4 protein-coding genes and 1 pseudogene are annotated in these 4,376 nt (G+C 69.6%); 2 read left to right on the top strand and 3 right to left on the bottom strand.

Annotated elements, in window-relative coordinates; all coding sequences use genetic code 11:
- Positions 1-1,168, bottom strand: a pseudogene (locus tag VD972_RS13960) (phosphoribosylformylglycinamidine synthase); the annotation flags it as partial.
- Between the two features lie 107 nt (positions 1,169-1,275).
- Entirely contained in the window at positions 1,276-1,827 is a 552-nt protein-coding gene (locus VD972_RS13965; protein WP_324986657.1) for a DUF2378 family protein, read from the bottom strand.
- A gap of 41 nt (positions 1,828-1,868) precedes the next feature.
- Between VD972_RS13965 and VD972_RS13970 the strand changes: the two genes are divergently transcribed.
- On the top strand, positions 1,869-2,618 hold the full coding sequence (locus tag VD972_RS13970) for a hypothetical protein (RefSeq protein ID WP_324986660.1): 750 nt from the start codon (positions 1,869-1,871) through the stop codon (positions 2,616-2,618).
- Positions 2,619-2,655: 37 nt separating this feature from the next.
- Here VD972_RS13970 and VD972_RS13975 read toward each other — a convergent pair whose 3' ends face one another.
- Positions 2,656-3,345: a DUF2293 domain-containing protein gene (locus VD972_RS13975; RefSeq protein WP_324986663.1), complete on the bottom strand. Its 690-nt coding sequence runs from the start codon at positions 3,343-3,345 to the stop codon at positions 2,656-2,658.
- Between the two features lie 163 nt (positions 3,346-3,508).
- Here VD972_RS13975 and rnz point away from each other — a divergent pair.
- On the top strand, positions 3,509-4,376 hold an 868-nt coding region (rnz, locus tag VD972_RS13980), incomplete at its 3' end, for a ribonuclease Z (protein WP_324986666.1).

The following is a 4,376-nucleotide window of genomic DNA, read 5'->3' on the forward strand; positions in this document are numbered from 1 at the left end:
GGTTCGGCCGGCCGAACTCGTTGTTGTAGGCCGCCCCACCAATGGGCCCCTCCAGCATGATGTCCAACGCGGAGACAATGCGCGCCGGCTTGCCGTAGGCCTTCTCCCAGGGCCGCTCGTAGCCGGGGATGAGCAGGTTCGACACCGAGAAGCCCGTGAGCCCCGCCTTCGGCTTCGCGCCCCGCCCCGTGGCCCCCTCGTCGCGGATCTCCCCGCCCGCCCCCGTGGCCGCGCCGGGGTATGGCGAGATGGCCGTCGGGTGGTTGTGCGTCTCCACCTTCATCAGGATGTGCGTGAGCTCGCGCCGCGAACGCCACTCGCCGCTCTCCGCGTCCGGGAAGAAGCGCTCCGCCTCGACGCCTTGGATGACCGCTGCGTTGTCCTTGTACGCCGAGAGCACGCCCTCGCTGTGCGCGGCGTAGGTGTTCTGGATGGCCTGGAACAGCGAGCGCTCCCGCGGCACGCCATCAATGGTCCAGCTCGCGTTGAAGATCTTGTGCCGGCAGTGCTCGCTGTTGGCCTGCGCGAACATCATCAGCTCGACGTCCGTGGGGTTGCGCTTCAGCTCGCCGAAGCGCGCGCACAGGTAGTCGATCTCGTCGTCCGCCAGCGCCAGCCCCAGCTCCCGGTTGGCCGCCACCAGCGCCGCCCGGCCTCCTCCCAGCACGTCCACCGTGGAGAGCGGCCGTGGGCTGTGCTTGGCGAAGAGGACCCCAGCCTCCTCCATCTGGTTCACCACCACCTGCGTCATCCGATCGTGCAGCACCGGCTTCAGCCGCGCCAGCTGGTCACGCGTCAGCGGCATCCCGTCCGGATCCCCGACGAAGAAGACCGTCCCCCGCTCGATGCGCCGCACCCGCTCGAGGCCGCAGTTGTGCGCGATGTCCGTGGCCTTGGAGGACCAGGGGGAGATGGTGCCGGGGCGCGGGAGAACGAGGAAGCGGCTGCCCACCCACTCGCCCACGGGGATGCGTGGGCCGTACTCGATCAGCTGATAGAGGACGGCCTTCTCGCTCTCGGAGAGAGCCGCCGAGGCGTCGACGAAGTGCATGAGCTCCGCGTAGAGAGAGGCAGCCTCGGGCACCCGCTCGCGGCAGAGGGCGAGCAGCTTGTCGCGGCGGAACTGGGAGAGCGCGGGTGCACCCCGCAAGATCAGCATGCTGGACATGGCGGTGGGCCTGGTTCTGAAGAACAGCAGAGCTGTCCTTATCACCGAGCATTCCGGCCGTGCCGCAAGAGTTCACGCCCCGTCGCCTGCCGCACGAAGGGACGGGCTTAGTCCTCTTCTCGCCACTCCACGTCGAAGGTGACGTCCTCGGCCGTGAAGCTCCGCACCCGGACCTGGGCGTCCGCGACTCCACAGCCCCGCATGCCTGCCAGGATGGCGCCCTGCACCAGGTAGCGCGTGGGACCGGCCTCATTCACCCACAGCTCCCGGTGGGTAGGGGCCAGCTCCTTCATGCGCACCTCGGTGTAGTTGTTCCCAGAGCGGAAGCTCTGCTGCACCCGGCCCAGCACGCGCCGGGGCCCCAGGAGCTGGAGCACGCTGAACAGCGCGCGCCCCATCATCGTCCCCCGGTAGCCATCCACCATCCGCTCGCCCAGCGCGAGGTACGCCTGCTCCTCCGGCGCTTCCGTGTACAGCGTCCGTGCCGCCACACGCACACAGGAGCACCATGTCTCGAAGGGATAGGCGGGCAGGAGCTTGCGGTCCAAGTCTACCCCGACCTCCTTGAGGTGGAGCTTCAGGGTGGGGGTGACCCGGCCTTCCAGTCCTCGGACGAACAGACCTTCCAGCGTCTGATCGAAGACCAGCTTCTCCTGCATGGGAGTAGTCTACTCTCGACCCTCCTTCCCCGGAGCAAGTCATGGGTCTTCAACGCGAACTGGCGGCCCTGGCCCTGCGCGCCACGCCTCTTCCTGGCCAGAAGAACTTCCTCGCCGATGCGGGGATCGCCACTCCTGTACCCCACCTGTCAGGTTCCATTGGCGCGGTGGGCCATGAGCCCTTCATGGCCGAGGACCTGCGGCGGCTCTTCGATCTGATGGTGATCTTCAGCATCGGGGACTTCCCCTCGGGCCAGGGCTGCTCCAGCTACTTCAACCCGAGCAGCCCCTGGTACAACGTCTTCTACGGGGCCTATGGGGTGCGCTCGTACAAGGCGGACGGCAATCCCTGGGGATTTCGCAGTGATGGGCGGCCCCACCTGGACGAGATGCTCGAGGTGCCGTGGCTGGACTACAACTTCCTCACGGCGGGAAACCTGGGCTGCCCGCCCTCGCGGATGTGCTTCCGCGTGGAGGAGGCGACGAGCGGCAAGGAGGGCCCCTGGCACACCGCCGAGGTGGCCTGCATCATCCCCAGCGGCCTGCACCGCCTGAAGGATGCGGTGACACCGGACCTGACCTATTACGCCGTGTTCGGGGTGCCGGAAGAGGGGTACCTGTCGGAGCAGCGCGAGAGCTACGAGCCGGTGCGGATGCGCGGGAAGATTTACTTTCGTCCCATTGCCGAGCGCACCACGCTCGTGTGGGGCGGGTTGTGCCCCGACACGCCGGATGGCCAGCGGCTGTTCAACTCCATCCTCGATGCGATGACGCCGTTCTACCCACGGTGAGGCCGCGCGGTGTCTGTCCCGGGAGCAGGCCCCTGCCTCACTGAGACGCTCGGGGGTGCTCCAGGGCCGTGCAGAGCGGGCAGCCGGCAGCTGAATGAGGGACATCCCGGCGGTGCACGTCGAGGAGGCCCCGGGAGAGCTCGGCCAGCTCACGGCGCACCTCGCGACGGGCGCCTTTCACCCGGGCGATACGCAGGTCGTCATAGCCGGTCGTCTGGTGGCGGAGCCAGGCGATCACGGCGGCTTCGGCCCGGCGCTCGAGGGGGATGCGCTCGGTGCGAGCCACGGTGCCGCTGCCCACGGGGGTGGCGTGGACCGCCACCAGGACGGCCAGCCTCTTGGCGTGGGCGGTGAAGGCAGGAGCAAAGGAGAGGAAGCGCAGCACGGCGTTGGCGAAGTCCACCTCGTACTCGGCCTGCTCACGCTCGCGGCGGGCCTGGTCCGAAGCGCGGCGCCGGGCATAGGCGGGGGTGGCCCGCTCGGCCTCGAGCGCGGCGCGAGCGGCAGCAATGTGGGCCTCGGGGGCCCAGATGCCGTGGGAGAACGTCTTGCGGCCCTTCTTCTCCACCACCGTCCAGCTCGGGCCAGCGGCCTTGACGCGGCGTGTGAGCCCGGCGTCGCCCGGGGGCAGCAGGGCCCAGCCGGGGGGCGGAGTGAGGAGGGTGCCGTCCGGGGCGCGCACTCGGCGCGCATCCGAGGTGGGAGCAACGGTCAGGGAGTCTGGCATGGGACAGGAGGGCGGCTCCATAGCGCACGAAGAGTCAGTCGGGGAAGCACGGGGGCGTCCAAGCCTGCTAAATGGCGGCCACGTGCCTGTCCTCGCGTGTCCTCCCCTCCTGGAGGCCCGGGGCGCTGGCGCAGAGGTCCTCTTCTTCGTGGGAAGCGCCGGCATGTCCCTCCTCAGGCTCACCTTCCTTGGCACCTCCGCCGCCCAGCCCACGCTGCACCGGAACCTCTCCGGGCTGGCGGTGAAGGCAGACACGGATCTGCTGCTCTTCGACTGTGGCGAGGGCAGCCAGCGGCAGATGGTGCGCTACGGCACCGGGTTCAGCGTGGATGCCGTCTTCTTCACGCACTTCCACGCGGACCACTACCTGGGGATCATCGGCTTTCTGCGCACGCTGGGGATGATGGGGCGCGAGCAGCCCATGCCCCTCTACGGCCCGCCCTCGGCCAAGCGTGTGCTCCACCAGGCGGTGCACCTGGGCGTGGACGCGCTGGCCTTCCCAGTGGAGATCCACGAGCTGAAGGATGGGGACAGCGTGCGCCGGGAGGGCTACACGGTGCACGCGGTGGGAGTGGACCACCGCATCAACGCGCTGGCGTATGTGCTGGCGGAGGACGACCGGCCTGGGCGCTTCCACGTGGAGAAGGCTCGGGCGCTGGGCGTCCCATCGGGTCCGGACTTCGGCAAGCTGCAGCGCGGCGAGCCGGTGACGCTGCCGGACGGCACCACGGTGCGGCCCGAGGACGTGCTGGGCTCGGCGCGCAGCGGGCGGCGGCTGGCGATCTCCGGAGACACGCGGCCATGCGCCTCGCTGACGCAGGCGGCGAAGGACGCGGACCTGCTCGTCCACGAGTCCACGTTCAGCGATGAAGAGCAGGAGCGGGCGCTGGAGACGCGGCACTCCACGGCGCGCGAGGCGGCGCGGGTGGCGCGCCGGGCGGCGGCGGAGCTGGCGGAGCGCGAGGCGGAGGTGGCCGAGGCCAGGAGCGTCGCCTCATCGCGTGAGGACGAGGCGGCCCGAATTCGCGCCG

The sequence above is a fragment of the Hyalangium sp. genome, assembly GCF_035629615.1.
GTDB lineage: Bacteria > Myxococcota > Myxococcia > Myxococcales > Myxococcaceae > Hyalangium.

What these genes read in the sequence shown, in the direction of transcription:
- VD972_RS13965 (WP_324986657.1), bottom strand. Translation starts at nt 1,827, where the DNA reads ATGCAGGAGAAGCTGGTCTTCGATCAGACGCTGGAAGGTCTGTTCGTC.
- VD972_RS13970 (WP_324986660.1), top strand. Translation starts at nt 1,869, where the DNA reads ATGGGTCTTCAACGCGAACTGGCGGCCCTGGCCCTGCGCGCCACGCCT.
- VD972_RS13975 (WP_324986663.1), bottom strand. Translation starts at nt 3,345, where the DNA reads ATGCCAGACTCCCTGACCGTTGCTCCCACCTCGGATGCGCGCCGAGTG.